This is a genomic window from Streptomyces viridosporus T7A, assembly GCF_008704515.1.
Lineage (GTDB): Bacteria > Actinomycetota > Actinomycetes > Streptomycetales > Streptomycetaceae > Streptomyces > Streptomyces viridosporus.
Genome location: NZ_CP023700.1, coordinates 5,033,237 through 5,050,757, shown reverse-complemented (window position 1 = coordinate 5,050,757; position 17,521 = coordinate 5,033,237). Strand labels below are relative to the sequence as shown.

Genomic DNA, 17,521 nt, shown 5'->3' with positions numbered 1-17,521 from the left:
CGCGTATCCACCCAGGGTCCGCACCGGTCACAGACCCGTGACGCGCACCGGGACTTATCTCCCTTTTACGGTGCTATGCGGTCGCGGGACTACGCGGCCGGGGGCGGAGAACCGGTCGCCGTGGGGGTGGGCGAGGGGGGCGACGACGGGGTCGGGGACACGGAGGGCGACGGGCTCGCGGGGGTCCCGGGTGCCGTGCTGGCGGGTGTGCCGCCTCCGTCGCCGCCCCGGTCCTGCACGAGCAGCGCCGCCGCGGAGATGCCCGCTCCCGCCATCGCGGCGACCGCCATCGCGGCCACGAGCGCGCTCCGGGTGGGCGGCCGCCGTACGGCGTGCTCCGCGGGGAGGGCCGGTGACCGCCCGTCCCCTTCCGCCCGTCGCGCCGGGGACCGCCGGAGGGACGGGCCCCGCTCGGACGGCAGCAGTCCGGACGGGGCGGACTCGGGCGTGCGGCCGGTCTCGCGGAAGGCCCGCAGCATCCGTTCGGCCCGGTCCGCGTCCAGCCGCCGGTCGGGATCGCGCTCCAGCAGGCCGCGGACGACGGGAAGGATCGGCCCGGCCTGGGCGGGTGGCCGTATCTCGTCGACCACGACCGCGTGGAGCACACCGCCGAGCGAGTCGCGCCGGAACGGCGACTCGCCGCTGAGCGCCGTGCACAGCAGCGCGCCCAGCGACCACAGGTCGGACTCCGGTCCCGTCCTGGCGCCGGACATCCGCTCGGGGGCGGTGTACTCGGGCGAGCCGACGAAGGAGCCGGTCTCGGTGAGCGTCGTGGAGCCCGTGACCCGGGCGATGCCGAAGTCGGTGAGGACGACCCGGCCGGTGCCGTTCTCCAGCAGGACGTTGGCGGGCTTGAGGTCGCGGTGCAGGACACCGGCCGCGTGGGCCGCCCGCAGCGCGCCGAGCAGGTCGACGCCGATCCGTGCGGCCTCTGCGGCGTCGACCGGGCCGTGTGCGGCGATCCGGTCGGCGAGCGAACCGCCGTCGATCAGCTCCAGGACGATGTAAGGACGTTCGTCGTCCTCCACCACGTCGTGGACGACGATGATGTGCGGGTGGCTCAACTGGGCGAGGGCCCGCGCCTCGCGCAGGGTGCGCTCCCGCTGCCGCCGCGACTCCGCCGCGGAGAGCGTCTCGTCCAGGGGCAGTTCCTTGACGGCGACGCCGCGGCCGAGCAGTTGGTCGGTGGCCCGCCAGACCACCCCCATGCCGCCGCGTCCGAGCCTTTCCTCCAAACGGTAACGGCCCGCGATGACACGGGCGTTGGGCCGCGCGGTCCCGTTCTCGGTGTCCCCCTCGGTCCCCATGGGCCCATCATGCCCCACCGGATGTGTCCCCTCCGGTCGGTGATTCGGCCAAGCGGCGCGCGTGCGCGCGCGTCGGGGGCTCAGGGCTCGCGCGCCGGGGGTCCAGGGCTCGCGCACGCCGGAGGGCTCAGGGCTCGCGCCAGCCCCGCAGCACCGTCTCGAACTGCCGGCCGGTCGTGTCCCAGTCCTCGGCCGGCCCCGCCATGTAGATCGCGTACTCGACCCCGTCCCGCGAGAGGTACATCTGGTCCACCGCCCGGTACGGCCCCGGGAAGTCGGTGTCCTTGGCCAGCGCGGTCCAGGTGTACTCCAGCCGGGCGCTCTCGCGGTCCCGGTAGACGCGGCGTTCCAGACCCACCCGCCGGTAGTCGACCAGGCGCCGCCCTATCTGCTGGTCCAGGTCGCTCAGGTGCTCGTACGGGTCGTCGAAGTCGGGCGAGTCGTCGGCGGCGATGCGGATGAAGTGCTTTCCGCCGTCGGGCGTGTAGTCGACCTGCCGGGTCTCCTCGTCGAAGACGACGCGTTCCCAGTCCTCGCCGGGCAGGACGATGCCGAAGCCGTAGGGGTCGGTGCGGCGCACCCAGCCCGCCGGGAGGCCGCCCGGGGACCCGGTCCCCGCGGTGCCGGAAGCGGTCGCGGCACCGCCCGTGCCCGGGTCCTCGTCTCCCTGCTGCAGCACCACCGCGGTCCCCCCGCCGACGATCGCGGCCAGGGCGACGACCAGCGCGACCAGGCGCCCTCGGCGGCGGGGCGCGGCGGCGGGCGCGTGCGGCGGACGCACGGCCGCGAAGTCGGCCGCCGACGGGACCTGTGGGGGCAGGACGGTGTTCGGCCGGGTCCCGTGCGGCGCCGGCACATGGGCGGTGACGACCCGCGTCGGCGCGTCCGGACGGCGCCCTTCCGCCGCCTCGGCGAGCATCCGCTCGGCCTCGGCCGCGTCGGGCCGGATGGCCGGATCCTTGCGCAGGAGTGCGCTGATGACGGGCGCGAGCGGGCCGGCGTGGAGCGGCTCGGAGGCCTCCTCCTCGACGACCGCCTGCATGGTGGTCAGCGGCGAGGTGCGGCGGAACGGCGACCGGCCCTCCACCGCCGTGTACAGCGTCGCGCCGAGCGCCCACAGGTCGGAGGAGGGGCCGGGGTCCTGGCCGCGCACCCTCTCGGGTGCGAGGTAGTCGACCGATCCGACGACCTCCCCGGTGCGGGTGATGGCCGTGTCGCCGTCGATCTGCGCGATGCCGAAGTCGGTGAGCAGTACGCGGCCGTCCCGGCCGAGGAGGACGTTGCCGGGCTTGACGTCGCGGTGCAGGACGCCGGCGGTGTGCGCGGCGCGCAGCGCGCGCAGCACCCACAGGCCGATGCGCGCGGCCTCGCGGGGCTCGACGCGTTCCCGCTCCTCCACCGCGTCGGCCAGCGAACGGCCCTCGACCAGCTCCATCACGATCCACGGCCGGCCGTCGTGCTCCAGCACGTCGTGCACCGTGACGACGGCGGAGTGGTTGATCCGCGCGGCCGCCCGCGCCTCCGCGCGGGTGCGCGCCAGCAGCACGGCCCGCTCGCTGTCGGAGACGTAGAGCGCGGCGGTCAGTTCCTTGACCGCGACGGCCCGGTGCAGCACCTCGTCGTGCGCACGCCACACCCGCCCCATGCCACCGGTGCCGATGGCGTCACCGAGCCGGTAGCGGCCCGCGACGAGCAGGCCCTGCATCTGATTCACGTTGCCCCGCAATGTTCTTGACAAGGGCCAGGGTAAGGACCCGGTTCCCTCCGGGGAACCGAAGGGGTGCCATGGAGACCGCACTGTGATGGTCGCCGCCGTGGGGACGGAAGGCGGCCGGAGCGTGCGCGGAGGCCTGCGGAACCCCCCGGGGACCTGCGGGAACCCGCGGGGACCTGCGGTACGGACCCGTCAGCCGGTGAACCGGTAGGTCGCCGCCGCCTGGTCGAACAGCCGGGTCACCTCGTCCCGTTCGGCCTCGGGCCCGCGCACCTGCACCACGTGGTAGCGGCCGTCGATCAGCGCCGCGAGGTTGCGGACGTACAGCTCGCTCCCGTCGCCGCCGGTCCAGGTGAACTGCCCCTCGGCCATGGTCCGTCCGCCCACCTCGATGGTCTTCAGACCGGTGGAGGTGGCCCAGCTGGAGTCGCGGTACGGCTGGAGTTCGCGCTCGTCGTCCCGCTGGTAGGCCATGGGGTCGCTGCCGTACGTCGCCGCGCTGTCCCGGCCGGGTACGACGATGAGCTCGAAGTCGCCCCGGGAGTAGACGACCTGGCCGCTGCCGTTCTTCGCGGTGCGCGCCCAGCCCTCGGCGACGGCGACCCGGAAACCCTCGGGGTCCTTGCGCAGGGTGAAGCCGTCGGCGACCTCGGGGCCGGTGGTCTGCGCCCCGGTGGAGGCGGCCGACTTCCCGGGGTCCGCCCCGGGGGGCTCCGCCGAGCCGTCCCCGGAGCCGTCCTCCGGCTCCGGCGAGGTCCGGCCGCCCCCCGCGTCCGGGGAGCGCGGCGCCTCGCCGGTCGCTCCGGTGCGATCGGCCGTGCCCGCACCCGAGGTCCCCTCACCGGCCTTCGGCATGAACAGCACGGCGTACGCGATCGCCGCGGCCATGGCGAGCAGCACCAGCAGGAGCAGGGTGCGGCCCAGCCGGCGCGGCGAACGGTTCCGCTGCTTGGCCCGTTTGTGCCGTCCGTGGTGCGCGGGCAGTGCGGCGCGCCGCCTGCGCACCAGCTCGCCTCGCCGCCGTACGACCGGCAGCCGGCTCGCGTCGACGGGCGGCGCCGTGATGACGTGCACGCCGGCCTCCGGCTCGGGCGCCGACCGCACCAGCGAACGCAGCCAGCCGCGCAGCTCCTCGAAGTCGGGCCGCTCGGTGGGGTCCTGACGCAGCAGCGACTCCACGACCGGCCTCAGCGGCCCGCACTCCTCGGCGAACGCGGGCGGCTCGGCGCACACCATCTGCACCAGCTCGGCCGTCGACTCCTCCGGGTACGGCGCGTGCCCCTGGACGGCCCGGAACAGCAGCGCGCCCAGCGCCCACAGGTCGGTCGCGGGCCCGATCGGTGCGGCCAGCTGCCAGTTCTCGTGCACCGGACCGGCCTGCTCCGGCGCCCACCGCTCCGTCACGGGTCCGACGACGGCCATCCGGGTCTGCCGCGCCCGCTCGGCGGCCAGCGCGGTGGTCGGGCCGCGGCGCGCGGGCGTGCGTGCCACCAGGTCGTCCCACCGGGCGGGCGGGGCGGCTCCGCCGGGTCCCGGCGCGTCGGCCGCCGGGCCGAGGGCGCGGCCGTCCCCCGCGGCGGGGGCGCCGCCGGCCGGAAGGGACGTAGGCGGCTGCCCGTGCCGCTCGTCGCCGACCGCCGGTGCGCCGCCGGTGCGGGGTGCGGCGCCGTACCGGCCGGCGGCACCCACGCCGTAGGGGTCGGCTATCCGTCCCGGCGGAACCGCCCCGGCCGCCGTGTCCGTGCCGCCGCCCTGCTCCGGGACGTACGGCGGCTGCGCGGCGTCGTGCGGGGCGGGGACCGGTGCGCCGTCCTCGGGGGCGGGTCGGGCTCCGGGCAGGGCGGCGCGGCCGCTCTGCCGGGCCTCCTGCACCCGGGCGGCGGCGCGGGCGCCCGCCCGGTACGCGGCGATCGCGCCCGCACGTGCCGCCCGCACGTCCCCCGCGCTGTCCAGGGCCTGCGGGGCCGTCGCGGCGGGGACGCCGCCCACCGTGTCCGCCCCGCCCGAGGGCAGCCGGCCGGCCCGGGCCTCGATGGCGGCCCGTCGCGCGGCGTCGGGGTCGTGGGGCGGGGCGGGAGCCGGGGCGGCGAACCCGGAGGGCCAGGACGGGCCGCGTCCCGGGTCCGGTGTCCCCGCGGGCGCCACCGGAGTCAGGGCCTCGACCGCCCCCGCCCGCTCTCCGGCCCCTCCTTCCGGTTCCTCGTCCGGAGCCGGTACCGGGTCGTAGCCGCACAGCGCCTCCTCCGCCGCGCCGACCGCGAGACCGGTCAGCACCACCCGGCCGTCGTCGCAGACGAGCACGGTGCGGACGGTGATGTTGCGGTGCACCCAGCCGTGGGAGTGCAGCACCCGCAGGGCCATCAGGACGTCGGAGGCGACCTCCGCGGCCCGGTACGGGGACAGCGGCTTCTCGGCGAGCAGGGCCGCCAGCGGACGCGCGGCCACCAGCTCACTGACGATCCACAGCGAACCGCCCTCCGCGAACACGTCGAAGACCTGGTCCAGCCGCGGATGGTCGGGGAGGGCGGCCGCCGCCTGCGCGGCCTCGACGGCGCGCCGCACGACCGGATCGGTGGGCCGCCGCACACCCGCGGACGCGGGCCCGGGGCCGCGTCGCGCGCCCCCGTCACGGGCCGTGAAGCCGTCGGGCAGTCCCTCCGCGTCGAGCACCTCGGCCTCGACGACCTCCGGCAACGGGATCTGCCGGACCAGGACTTCCTGACCGCTGTAGGTGTCGAAGGCGCGGGTCTCGGTGAGTTCGTACTCGTCGGAGGGCGGCAGCGGCAGGCGGTAGCGGTCGGCGAGCACCCGTCCCGCGTAGTCCTCCACGTTGCCTCCCCCGGCCGTACGGTCGGTCAGTTCCGCTCGCCCAGCGGGCCGTTCCGGCTTCGTACGGTCCGCAAGCATTCACGATACGTGCCGGAGGCAACCCGCAGAGAGGGGATGCCACATCTCATTTCCCGTTCCGGGGCCCGCTCATGCTCAGGACTTGGGTTCGAACGACTTCGTCAGCGTCTTCCAGGTGTCCTTGCGCTGCTCGCCGTCCCACCGGTCGGCCCTGGCCGTGTACATCAGCGCGTAGCCGACCCGGTCCTCGACGACGAACCCCCGGTCGATGGTGCGGTACTTCGTCCCGCTCTCCACGTAGGTGAACTCCCAGTCGGCCGTGTTCCACCCCCGGTAGTCCACCCCCTCGATGCGGATCCTCTGGTACTGCGAACGCACCATGTAGCGTTCCTGGTTCTTCCAGTCCGCCACGGGGTCGCCCTTCGGCGTGGACGTCCAGGCGATGAGCAGCTTCTGCCCGTCGGGTCCGGTGAACCGGTCCCCGGCGCTCCCCGTCGACCGGTACTTCCAGCCCGCGGGCAGCCCGATCGAGTACCCCTGCTTCCCCTCGTACGTCTCCTTCACCGGGGCACCGCCGCCGTCCTCGGCGGAGTCGTCCGGGTCGTCGGAGCCGTTCGATTCCTCGGAGTCGTCGGAGTCGTCGGAATTGCCCGCTCCGTCGCCGCCGGCCCCCGGGGTGTCCGCCGACGCACCGGTTTCCCCGTCCGCCGGTCCGGTCGCCGTGCCGTCGGTGCGGGTGCCGTCGCCCTCGTCGCTCCTGGTGTCCGCGCTCGGCGTCCCGTCGTCGAGGACCTCGCCGACGCCGCTTCCCTTCGCCCCCTGGCCGTTCCCGTCGTCGCCGTCGAGCGCGAAGAGCAGCACGGCGCCGAGGACGGCGAGCACCACGGCCACCGCGATGATCACCAGGGTCCGCCGCGGCACGACGTCGGTGAGCGACGCCTTCGGCGCGGGCCTCGCCGGCAGGTCCGGCGGCGTCATCACCGGCCAGCCCGAACTCCGCCCGCCCGAGGCCGGCGTGTCCTGCGCGGTCGCCTGTCCCGCGGCCGGGGCGGAAGCGGACGGCGCCGCACCCGTCCGTGCTCCGGGCGCCCCCGCCGCCCGGGTCCCGGCGGCTCCGCCGGCCCTCGAAGACGCCTCCGGGCCGCCGGACTTGGCGCGTGCCGCGGCCGCCGCTCCGGCCGAACCGGCGACCGCCGCCGCCTTCCGCACGGAACGCAACGCGCCCCGCAGCTTCTCCCCGGACTCCTCGCCCTGCCCGCTCCCGGAGTCGTTCCGCCCGCCGGACTGCCCGGGCAGCGGCACGACCTTGGTCGCGTCCGCGGGCTCCGACCCGGCCGTCCTGGTCTCCGGCGCGTGGATGACCGCGTTCAGCATCGCCCGGGCGCCGGCGTCGTCGAGTCGCTGGGCGGGGTCCTTGGTGAGCAGCCCGTGGATGACGTCCCGAAGCGGTCCCGCGTTCTTCGGCTCCTCGAGCGGCTCGGTCATCACCGCCGTGAGCGTCGCGATCGCGGACCCCTTGTCGTACGGCGGCGAACCCTCCACCGCCGCGTACAGCAGCCCGCCGAGCGACCACAGGTCGGCCGCCGGCCCGGGCTTGTGCCCGCGGGCCCGCTCCGGGGAGATGTAGGAGGGCGCGCCGACCAGCATGCCGGTCGAGGTGATGGACGGGTCGCCCTCGACCTGGGCGATGCCGAAGTCGGTGAGCACCACCCGGCCGTCATCGGCGATCAGTACGTTCGACGGCTTCACGTCACGGTGCAGGATGCCCTCGCGGTGCGCGGAGCGCAGCACGTCGAGCACGGCCAGCCCGACCTCGGCGGCGCGCTTCGGCTCCAGCAGGCCGTCCTCCCGGATGGCCTCGGCGAGCGACTTGCCCTCGACGAGTTCCATCACGATCCAGGGCCGGTCGTCCTCCTGGACCACGTCGAAGACGGTCACGGCGCTGTTGTTGCGGATCCGTGCGATCGCCTTGGCCTCGCGCAGCGTCCGCGTGATCAGCCGCCGCTTCTCCTCCTCGTCGATGTTCGACGGGAAGCGGAGTTCCTTGACGGCGACGGTACGTCCCAGGGTCTCGTCCTCGGCCCGCCACACCGTCCCCATGCCGCCGCGGCCGAGCACGTCTCCCAGCCGGTACCGCCCGGCGAGGAGACGTGCGTCCTTGTTCTGACGAGATGTCCCCGCCCGCTCCGCCTCCGACATGCGTCCCCTCATGCAACCCGCCCTGACAGAGCCTTCATTGTCCCTCACCCGACAAGTGGCCGACGCCCAGGGTGCCTCTGGCGGTGTGCCGGGGCCGGGTGTGCGGAGCCCGGCTGAAGGCCTCGTTCCGCCACCTTGCATGATGAACCTCCGACGAGGGAGGAGCCGGGATGCCGCCGTTTCGGACACTCCTGGCCGTTCCCGTGGCCCTCGCTCTGCTCGCTCTGGCCCCGACCGCTTCGTCGGCCCCGGCGGCCTCGCCCGCGGACGCGCTCCTTCCGTCCTGGGTCGCACCGGGCGGGGCCCCGGCCGCGGCCCTGCTGTCCCTGGACGGGAGCGGCTCCCGCTACGCCCACGCCGGAGAGGGCATAGCGCGGGCCGACCACTTCCGCGGCGGAAGCGTCACGAAGACGTTCATCGCGACCGTCGTGCTGCAACTGGCCGACGAGCGGAGGCTGTCGCTGTCCGACACCGTGGAGGAGCATCTGCCCGGCCTGGTACGGGGAGCGGGCAACAACGGCCGCGCGCTGACCCTGCGTTCCCTGCTCAACCACACCAGCGGCCTGCACGACTTCTCCGCGGACACGGCGGGCGCCGTCCCGGTCACGCCCCTTCAGGCCGTACGCATCGCGCTCACCCACTCCCCGGCCGGCCGCGGCCGCTTCTCCTACTCGAACACCAACTACGTCCTGCTCGGCCTGGTCGTCGAACAGGTCACCGGCCGCTCCTACGCCGTCGAGGCCGAGCGCCGCATCATCACTCCCCTGCGTCTGACGGGCACCTCCTTCCCGGGTTCCCGCAGGTCACTGCCCCGGCCGTACGGCCGCGCCTACGCCGCCGACGGAACCGACGTCACCCTGCTCGACCCGCGGGTGGCCGGCGCCGCGGGCGAGTTGGTGACCACGCTGGCCGACCTGGACCGCTTCTACGCGGCCCTGCTCGGCGGTGAGTTGCTGCCCCCTCTCCGACTGCGCGAGATGCTCGACACCCGTGCCACACACGGCTCGTACGGCTTGGGCCTGTTCCCCGTGGAGCTCCCGTGCGGCACCACCGTGTGGGGGCACAACGGACGCATCTCCGGCAGCTATGTGCGCACCGCGGCCACCGTCGACGGCCGACACGTCCTGACCTTCCGGGTCAACACGGACACGATGACGGACCCCGGTCTCGAACCCGCGGTGCTCGCGGCCGAGTTCTGCCCCCGCACCTCGTAGAACGACCGGGTTCCGAACGAGGATCCCGGTTTGCGCCACTCGTTCGAGTGATACGAGGAGCGGTTCGGGCCGGCTCCCTACAACGGCACGATGTCCGGGGCCCCCAGCCGTGCCGCGTCCGCCGTCAGGTCGTCGGGCTGCCGCTGCGACTCCCGTTCGGCCTCCACCCGCTTCTCGTAGTGCTCCACCTCGCGCTCGATCCGGTCCTCGTCCCAGCCCAGCACCGGGGCCATCAGTTCGGCGGCCTCACGTGCGCTGCGCGTCCCCCGGTCGAACGTCTCGATCGAGATGCGGGTGCGCCGCGTCAGCACGTCGTCCAGGTGCCGCGCCCCCTCGTGCGAGGCGGCATAGGTGATCTCGGCGCGCAGGTAGTCGTCGGCCGCCTGCAGCGGCTCGCCCAGCGAGGGGTCCGAGGCGATGAGCTCCAGGACCTCCTCCGCCATCGATCCGTACCGGTGCAGCAGGTGCTCCACCCGCACCGTGTGCAGTCCGGTGCGCGCGGCGATCCGCGCCCGCGCGTTCCACAGCGCCCGGTACCCCTCGGCGCCCACCAGCGGCGTGTCCTCGGTGACGCAGTCGGCGACGCGCAGGTCGAGTCCGTGCACCGCCTCGTCCACCGCGTCCTTGGCCATGACCCGGTACGTCGTGTACTTGCCGCCCGCCACCACGACGAGCCCCGGCACGGGGTGGGCCACGGTGTGCTCGCGCGACAGTTTGCTGGTGGCGTCCGACTCCCCCGCGAGCAGCGGCCTCAGGCCGGCGTACACGCCCTCGACGTCGTCCCGCGTGAGCGGGACCGCGAGCACCGAGTTGACGTGTTCCAGCAGGTAGTCGATGTCCGCGCTGGACGCGGCCGGGTGCGCCTTGTCGAGGTCCCAGTCGGTGTCCGTGGTCCCGACGATCCAGTGCCGGCCCCAGGGGATGACGAACAGCACGGACTTCTCGGTGCGCAGGATGAGCCCGGTCGTGGAGTGGATGCGGTCCTTGGGGACGACCAGGTGGATGCCCTTGGAGGCCCGGACGTGGAACTGCCCCCGCTCCCCGACCATCGCCTGGGTGTCGTCGGTCCACACCCCGGTGGCGTTGACGACCTGCTGGGCGCGGACCTCGTACTCGCCGCCGCCCTCGACGTCCCGCACCCGGGCGCCGACGACCCGTTCGCCCTCACGCAGGAAACCGGTCACCCGCGCCCGGTTGGCGACCTTCGCGCCGTACGCCGCGGCCGTGCGGACGAGCGTCGCCACGAACCGGGCGTCGTCCATCTGGGCGTCGTAGTACTGCAACGCCCCGACCAGCGCCTCCTTCTTCAAACAGGGGGCGACCCGCAGTGCGTGACGTCGGCTCAGGTGGCGGTGCAGGGGCAGGCCCCGTCCGTAGCCGCGGGCCATCGACATGGCGTCGTAGAGCGCGACGCCCGCCCCGGCGTACAGCCGCTCCCAGCCCTTGTGCTGCAACGGGTACAGGAACGGCACCGGCCTCACCAGGTGCGGGGCGAGCCGCTCCAGCAGCAGACCGCGCTCCTTCAACGCCTCCCGCACCAGCGCGAAGTCGAGCATCTCCAGATACCGCAGGCCGCCGTGGATCAGCTTGCTGGACCGGCTGGAGGTGCCCGACGCCCAGTCACGCGCCTCGACCAGGCCCGTGGACAGGCCGCGGGTCGCGGCGTCGAGCGCGGTGCCCGCGCCGACCACGCCGCCGCCCACCACCAGCACGTCCAGCTCGCGCTCGGCCATGGATGCGAGTGACTCGGCACGCTGCGTCGGCCCCAGTATCGCTGTCCTCACCGCTGCCTCCCGCTCTTCGATCGCGTAGGCCGCACCCGTCGGGCGAAGCCCGGTCCCCCTCCCTCATGCCCAAATTCTGACCGTCTTGCCCCGCTTCAGCCACCACGCACCCGCGGCCTGTGGACAGCCCCGCGGGACGACTCACCGAAACTCGGCCGACCAATCCCACATATCGGTCATATTTACTCCTAGTCTGACATTGCGCTCGCCCGTCCTGTCCACAGGGCTTGCGCACCTGTCCCGCTTCGGCTACTGGGAAGGACGGGCCACGCCATGCCCGCAGATCTCGCCGTCATCGGACTCGGACCGTACGGCCTGCCCCTGGCCCAGGCCGCCGTCGCCGCCGGCATCCCCACCATCGGTTACCGGACCGGCCCCGAGGCGGGCTCCCTCACCCCCGCCGAACAGCGCCGCATGCTCGCCCAGGGCTTCCGCACGACGACCAACGCCGCCGAGCTCGGCCGGGTGCGCACCGCGGTCATCTGCGCGCCGACCCCGCGCGGCACGGACGGCGGGCCGGACCTGAGCCAGGTCGAGACGGCCGCCCGCACGCTCGCCGCCCGGCTGCGCCCGCACACCACGGTGATCCTCGAGTCCCCCGCGCTCCCCGGGACGACGGAGGGCCCCCTCCTGCGCCTGCTCGAGTCGGGATCGGGGCTCCGCGCCGGCCGCGACTTCCACCTCGCCTACTCCCCCAGCCGCGTCGACCCCGGCAACCGCGACTTCACCCCCGCCAACACCCCCAAGGTCATCGGCGGCCTCACCCCGGCCTGCACCGAGTCGGCCGCCGCCTTCTACGGACGGCTCACCGACAAGGTGGTCCGCGCGCGCGGCCCCCGCGAGGCGGAGACCGTGCAGCTGCTGGAGACCAATTTCCGGCACGTCAACATCGCCCTGGTCAACGAGATGGCCGTGCTCTGCCACGACCTGGGCGTCGACCTGTGGGACGTCATCCGCTGCGCGGAGACCAAGCCCTTCGGCTTCCTCCCCTTCCGCCCCGGTCCCGGCGTCGGCGGCCACACCGTGCCCCAGGACCTGACCGCCCACGCGGGCCGCACCCTGCGCATGGCGGAACTCGCCCAGCAGGTCAACGGCCGGATGCCGCACTACGTCGTCCAGCGCGCCGCCGCGCTCCTCAACGAGCACGGCAAGTCCGCGCGGGGCGCCCGCGTGCTCCTCCTCGGCGTTACCTACAAGGCCGACCTCGCCGACCTGCAGGGCTCCCCCGCCCAGGAGATCGCGATCCGGCTGATGGAGCTCGGCGCGTCCGTCAGCTACCACGATCCGCACGTGCCGTCCTGGAGCGTCCTCGACCGCCCGCTCCCCCGCGCCGACTCCCTCTACGAGGCCGCCGCCGACGCCGACCTGACGATCCTGCTCCAGCAGCACCGCACCTACGACCTGCAGGGCCTGTCGGTGAAGGCCCAGCTGCTGCTGGACACGCGGGGGGCGACTCCCACGGGGGCGGCGCACCGGTTGTGAGAGGGGCGAGCGCCCCCTTCCGGGGCTTCGCAGGAGCCGCCTCCTCCGGCACCCCACCGCCCGAGGACGGATCCGGTCCCGGCGGGCGCGCGTGCGGCGGCGTCCCATGGGCGCTCCTCTTCCCCCCATGCGAAGGGGCCGGTCACCCCGTCCGGGTGGCCGGCCCCTCGGCGTGGCGCGGGAAGGATCACCGCCGGTGCTGCGAGTCCGCCACCGTCACCTCGACGCGCTGGAACTCCTTCAGCTCGCTGTAGCCCGTGGTGGCCATCGCGCGGCGCAGGGCGCCGAAGAGGTTCATCGAGCCGTCGGGCGTGTGGGACGGGCCGGTGAGGATCTCCTCCAGGGTGCCGACCGTGCCGAGGTCGACCTTCTTGCCGCGCGGCAGTTCCTCGTTGACGGCTTCCATGCCCCAGTGGTTGCCCCGCCCCGGGCCGTCGGTCGCGCGGGCGAGCGGGGAGCCCATCATCACCGCGTCGGCGCCGCAGGCGATCGCCTTGGGCAGGTCGCCGGACCAGCCGACGCCGCCGTCCGCGATCACGTGCACGTACCGGCCGCCGGACTCGTCCATGTAGTCGCGGCGGGCGGCGGCCACGTCGGCGACCGCGGTGGCCATCGGGACCTGGATGCCGAGCACGTTGCGCGTGGTGTGCGCGGCGCCGCCGCCGAAGCCGACCAGCACGCCGGCCGCGCCGGTGCGCATCAGGTGCAGGGCCGCCGTGTAGGTGGCGCAGCCGCCGACGATCACCGGGACGTCGAGTTCGTAGATGAACTGCTTCAGGTTCAGCGGCTCGTGCGAGGACGAGACGTGCTCCGCCGAGACCGTCGTACCGCGGATGACGAAGATGTCCACGCCCGCGTCGACGACGGCCTTGGAGAACTGGGCGGTGCGCTGCGGGGAGAGCGCGGCGGCGGTGACCACCCCCGAGTCGCGCACCTCCTTGATCCGCTGCCCGATCAGCTCCTCCTTGATGGGGGCGGTGTAGATCTCCTGGAGGCGGCGGGTGGCCGCCTCGGCGGGCAGTGCGACGATCTCGTCCAGCAGCGGCTGCGGGTCCTCGTAGCGCGTCCACAGGCCCTCGAGGTTCAGCACGCCGAGGCCGCCGAGTTCGCCGATGCGGATCGCCGTGGCCGGCGAGACCACCGAGTCCATGGGAGCGGCCAGGAACGGCAGCTCGAACCGGTAGGCGTCGATCTGCCAGGCGATCGAGACCTCCTTCGGGTCCCGCGTACGGCGGCTGGGGACGACCGCGATGTCGTCGAAGGCGTACGCCCGGCGGCCGCGCTTGCCGCGCCCGATCTCGATCTCAGTCACGTCTGTGGCCTTTCCCTGATGCGTTGCAGCACCTTCCAGTATCCCCGACGGCCGCGGCGGTCACCGCCCCGGACGGACGGCGAGGGCGGCCCCAAAACGCCCGGGACCGCCCTCGGCGGGGCTCGGCACGCTCAGACGTGCTCCCCGCGCGCGTGCGCCACTGCCCGCTACTGCTTGCTGTAGTTCGGCGCCTCGACCGTCATCTGGATGTCGTGGGGGTGGCTCTCCTTCAGACCCGCCGAGGTGATCCGCACGAAGCGGCCCTTGGACTCCATCTCGTCGATGGTGGCGGCCCCCACGTAGCCCATGGTCTGCCGCAGACCGCCGACGAGCTGGTGCAGCACGTTGGACAGCGGGCCGCGGTAGGGCACCTGGCCCTCGACGCCCTCGGGGACGAGCTTGTCGTCGGACGCCACGTCCGCCTGGAAGTAGCGGTCCTTCGAGTACGACCTGCCCTGGCCGCGCGACTGCATGGCGCCCAGGGAGCCCATGCCGCGGTACGACTTGAACTGCTTGCCGTTGATGAACAGCAGCTCGCCCGGCGACTCCTCGCAGCCCGCCAGCAGGCTGCCCAGCATCACCGTGTCGGCGCCGGCGGCGAGGGCCTTGCCGATGTCGCCGGAGTACTGCAGACCGCCGTCGCCGATCAGCGGGATGCCGGCCGGACGGGCCGCGAGGGACGCCTCGTAGATGGCCGTGACCTGCGGGACGCCGATGCCGGCGACCACGCGCGTGGTGCAGATGGAACCCGGGCCGACACCCACCTTGATGCCGTCCACACCGGCGTCGATCAGCGCCTGCGCCCCGTCGCGGGTGGCGACGTTGCCGCCGATCACGTCGACGCCCACGCTCGACTTGATCTTGGACATCCAGTTGAGGGCGTTGCGGTTGTGGCCGTGCGAGGTGTCGACGACCAGGAAGTCCACACCGGCCTCGGCCAGTGCCTGGGCCCGCTCCAGGGCCTCCGGGCTGGCGCCCACCGCGGCACCGACGAGCAGACGGCCCTCGGCGTCCTTGGCGGCGTTCGGGTACTGCTCCGCCTTCACGAAGTCCTTGACGGTGATCAGGCCCTTGAGGACGCCCTCGTCGTCGACCAGCGGAAGCTTCTCGATCTTGTGGCGGCGCAGCAGTCCCATGGCGTCGGTACCGGAGATGCCGACCGTGCCGGTCACCAACGGCATGGGGGTCATGACCTCGCGCACCTGACGGGAGCGGTCGGTCTCGAAGGCCATGTCGCGGTTGGTGACGATGCCGAGCAGCTTGCCGTTGCCGTCGGTGACGGGGACACCGCTGATGCGGAACTTGGCGCACAGCGCGTCGGCCTCGGCGAGCGTCGCGTCCGGGTGCACCGTGATCGGGTCCGTGACCATCCCGGACTCGGACCGCTTCACCAGATCGACCTGGTTGACCTGGTCCTCGATCGAGAGGTTGCGGTGCAGGACGCCGACGCCGCCCTGGCGGGCCATCGCGATCGCCATGCGCGACTCGGTGACCTTGTCCATGGCGGCGGACAGCAGCGGGATGTTGACCCGCACGTTGCGGGAGATGCGGGACGAGGTGTCGACCGCGTTGGGGAGCACTTCCGATGCGCCCGGCAGCAGCAGCACGTCGTCGTAGGTCAGCCCGAGTGTCGCGAATTTACCGGGCACTCCGTCGACGTTGGCAGTCATGACACCTTCCCCAAATGGCCTTGATCGGTGCGGATGTCCATGCTAACGGGAAGCGATGGTGTCCCATTCCACGATCATGCACGGCTCCGGGCTTCGTATGTTCGTACGGGCACCGCTGCGGGCCCGTTCACGCGCCGAAGGGGCGAAGCGCCGACGGCGGTTACTGCTCCGCCAGCGCGCGCAGCCGGCTCAGCGCACGGTGCTGGGCCACCCGGACCGCGCCGGGTGACATTCCCAACATCTGTCCGGTCTCCTCCGCCGTGAGGCCCACGGCGATGCGCAGCAGCAGCAGCTCCCGCTGGTTCTCGGGCAGGTTGGCCAGCAGTTTCTTGGCCCACTCGGCATCGCTGCTGAGCAGGGCGCGCTCCTCCGGGCCGAGCGAGTCGTCGGGGCGCTCGGGCATCTCGTCGGAGGGCACCGCCGTCGAGCCGGGGTGCCGCATCGCCGCGCGCTGCAGGTCGGCGACCTTGTGCGCGGCGATGGCGAAGACGAACGCCTCGAAGGGCCGCCCGGTGTCCTTGTAACGGGGCAGCGCGAGGAGCACCGCGACGCAGACCTCCTGGGCGAGGTCCTCGACGAAGTGCCGGGCGTCGCCCGGAAGCCGGGACAGCCGGGTGCGGCAGTAGCGCAGCGCCAAGGGGTGGACACGGGCCAACAGATCGTGCGTGGCCTGCTCGTCCCCGTCGACGGCGCGGTGGACGAGCGCACCGATCGCCCCCTGGGCAGTGCCCGCCTCGTCGTCGCGCATCGGTCCATGGTGCCCTGCGGGCCCCGGGTCCGCGGCACCGCGTCCCTTGTTGTGCACCGAAGCGTTATGAGCAGGTGCGGCGGAACTCATCCCCTGCGCCCTCCCCTTCCGCTCGACCGACTCGTCCCCGAGGAACTCCACACCTCAAGGATGCGTCATCCGCGGCGAAACAAGCAGAGGGCACCCTTCGGCCGCCGCCGATGCCCTGGTGAACCGGGTTCCCGGCGCCCTTTCCGCGGCGTGCGCGGCCGGCCCCGGGGCCTGTCGTCCGGATCGGTCCGGGGCCGCGCCGCCGGGGGCCCGCCCCGCCGAGCCGCGGCTCCCGTCCGGACGGGGAGCGGTCCTCGCCGGTCGGCGTCGTCCCACGCGTGGGCGCCCCGGCCGGGGGCACCGTCCTGCGCGTGTCCGGCCCGGGCGGGGGCATCCGCGTGCCCCCGCTCGTCGGCCGCCGCCCGGCGCCGCACGCCGAAGCCGGTCCGATCCGGAGGACAGGCCCTAGCGCACGAGGCCCCACCGGAAGCCGAGCGCCACCGCGTGGGCCCGGTCCGAGGCGCCGAGCTTCTTGAAGAGCCGCCGCGCGTGCGTCTTGACGGTGTCCTCGGAGAGGAACAGTTCCCGGCCGATCTCGGCGTTGGAGCGGCCGTGGCTCATGCCTTCGAGGACCTGGATCTCACGCGCGGTGAGCGTGGGCGCGGCGCCCATCTCGGCGGAGCGCAGCCGGCGCGGGGCGAGCCGCCAGGTCGGGTCGGCGAGCGCCTGCGTGACCGTGGCGCGCAGTTCCGCGCGGGACGCGTCCTTGTGCAGGTAGCCGCGGGCACCGGCGGCCACCGCGAGCGCCACACCGTCGAGGTCCTCGGCGACGGTGAGCATGATGATGCGCGCTCCGGGGTCGGCGGACAGCAGCCGCCGGACGGTCTCCACGCCGCCCAGACCGGGCATGCGCACATCCATCAGAATCAGATCCGAGCGATCGGCCCCCCAGCGGCGGAGGACTTCCTCGCCGTTGGCGGCCGTCGTCACACGCTCGACGCCGGGCACGGTCGCGACCGCGCGGCGGAGCGCCTCTCGGGCGAGCGGGGAGTCGTCGCAGACGAGGACGGAAGTCATGGCCGCCCTCCGCAGCTGATGCGCGTCACCTTGAGCCTCCAGGCTGGTACGAAATCGTCACCTGTGCGGTCGACCGTCTCGGACGCCTGCCCGAGCGCTTGTTCCTTCAACCGCCTCGCACTCTCAACGACGGTCAC

General features: G+C 73.7%; 11 protein-coding genes. 2 read left to right on the top strand and 9 right to left on the bottom strand.

The features are described 5' to 3' along the window. Positions 1-89: 89 nt before the first annotated feature. From CP969_RS23550 to CP969_RS23535, 4 genes are all read right to left on the bottom strand, one after another. The gene (locus CP969_RS23550) at positions 90-1,307 is read right to left on the bottom strand and encodes a serine/threonine-protein kinase (RefSeq protein WP_016824966.1); all 1,218 of its coding nucleotides are present in this window, start codon (positions 1,305-1,307) and stop codon (positions 90-92) included. Between the two features lie 127 nt (positions 1,308-1,434). After that, the gene (locus CP969_RS23545) at positions 1,435-3,012 is read right to left on the bottom strand and encodes a protein kinase domain-containing protein (protein WP_016824967.1); all 1,578 of its coding nucleotides are present in this window, start codon (positions 3,010-3,012) and stop codon (positions 1,435-1,437) included. Positions 3,013-3,213: 201 nt separating this feature from the next. Then, positions 3,214-5,850: a protein kinase gene (locus CP969_RS23540; protein ID WP_150474958.1), complete on the bottom strand. Its 2,637-nt coding sequence runs from the start codon at positions 5,848-5,850 to the stop codon at positions 3,214-3,216. Between the two features lie 153 nt (positions 5,851-6,003). After that, positions 6,004-8,067: a serine/threonine-protein kinase gene (locus CP969_RS23535; RefSeq protein WP_016824969.1), complete on the bottom strand. Its 2,064-nt coding sequence runs from the start codon at positions 8,065-8,067 to the stop codon at positions 6,004-6,006. A 170-nt stretch (positions 8,068-8,237) separates the two neighbouring features. Here CP969_RS23535 and CP969_RS23530 point away from each other — a divergent pair, with 170 nt between their 5' ends. Next, entirely contained in the window at positions 8,238-9,281 is a 1,044-nt protein-coding gene (locus tag CP969_RS23530) for a serine hydrolase domain-containing protein (RefSeq protein ID WP_016824970.1), read from the top strand. A 77-nt stretch (positions 9,282-9,358) separates the two neighbouring features. Here the strand turns inward: CP969_RS23530 and CP969_RS23525 are convergent, their stop codons facing one another. Beyond that, positions 9,359-11,065, bottom strand: coding sequence for a glycerol-3-phosphate dehydrogenase/oxidase (locus CP969_RS23525; protein ID WP_026084944.1), 1,707 nt, complete (start codon positions 11,063-11,065; stop codon positions 9,359-9,361). 273 nt (positions 11,066-11,338) lie between these two features. On the opposite strand from CP969_RS23525, the gene CP969_RS23520 reads away from it, so the two are divergent. Then, positions 11,339-12,547, top strand: a complete 1,209-nt coding sequence (locus tag CP969_RS23520) for a nucleotide sugar dehydrogenase (protein WP_016824972.1) — start codon at positions 11,339-11,341, stop codon at positions 12,545-12,547. A gap of 187 nt (positions 12,548-12,734) precedes the next feature. Here the strand turns inward: CP969_RS23520 and CP969_RS23515 are convergent, their stop codons facing one another. The 4 genes from CP969_RS23515 to CP969_RS23500 form a co-directional block, all read right to left on the bottom strand. Then, complete coding sequence (locus tag CP969_RS23515; RefSeq protein WP_004984376.1) at positions 12,735-13,859, bottom strand: GuaB3 family IMP dehydrogenase-related protein; 1,125 nt, start codon at positions 13,857-13,859, stop codon at positions 12,735-12,737. 167 nt (positions 13,860-14,026) lie between these two features. Further along, positions 14,027-15,529 (bottom strand): IMP dehydrogenase, encoded by a 1,503-nt coding sequence (guaB, locus tag CP969_RS23510; protein ID WP_016824973.1) that lies wholly within the window; start codon positions 15,527-15,529, stop codon positions 14,027-14,029. A 160-nt stretch (positions 15,530-15,689) separates the two neighbouring features. Beyond that, the gene (locus tag CP969_RS23505; protein WP_004984380.1) at positions 15,690-16,277 is read right to left on the bottom strand and encodes a sigma-70 family RNA polymerase sigma factor; all 588 of its coding nucleotides are present in this window, start codon (positions 16,275-16,277) and stop codon (positions 15,690-15,692) included. A 495-nt stretch (positions 16,278-16,772) separates the two neighbouring features. Next, positions 16,773-17,384 carry a response regulator transcription factor gene (locus tag CP969_RS23500; RefSeq protein WP_003948568.1) on the bottom strand — a complete coding sequence of 204 codons (612 nt, stop codon included), beginning with the start codon at positions 17,382-17,384 and terminating at the stop codon, positions 16,773-16,775. Positions 17,385-17,521 lie beyond the last annotated feature (137 nt).